General features: G+C 57.6%; 1 pseudogene. It reads right to left on the bottom strand.

The window, feature by feature from the left end:
- Positions 1 to 183 (bottom strand): annotated as a pseudogene (locus B3C64_RS02425) (endonuclease NucS domain-containing protein); the annotation flags it as partial.
- Between the last annotated feature and the right edge of the window lie 22 nt (positions 184 to 205).

Genomic DNA, 205 nt, shown 5'->3' with positions numbered 1-205 from the left:
CGGCGTGATGTCCCTGAGCGTGCACGGCGCGGCCATCCAATTGAGCGGTTTGTAGGAACCCAATTCCGAGAAGATCAGCAGGCTGTTGTCGGCTTTGATCAGCAGCACCCGCTTGGCAAGCGGCAGGGACGCGTTCAAACGACCGGAATATTCGGCAGAGCAATCAGCAACAATAATTCGCACGAGGCACTACCCTACCATGCCG

It is taken from the genome of Bifidobacterium sp. UBA6881, assembly GCA_002451435.1.
Lineage (GTDB): Bacteria > Actinomycetota > Actinomycetes > Actinomycetales > Bifidobacteriaceae > Bifidobacterium.
This window is presented reverse-complemented; position numbering and strand designations above follow the sequence as displayed.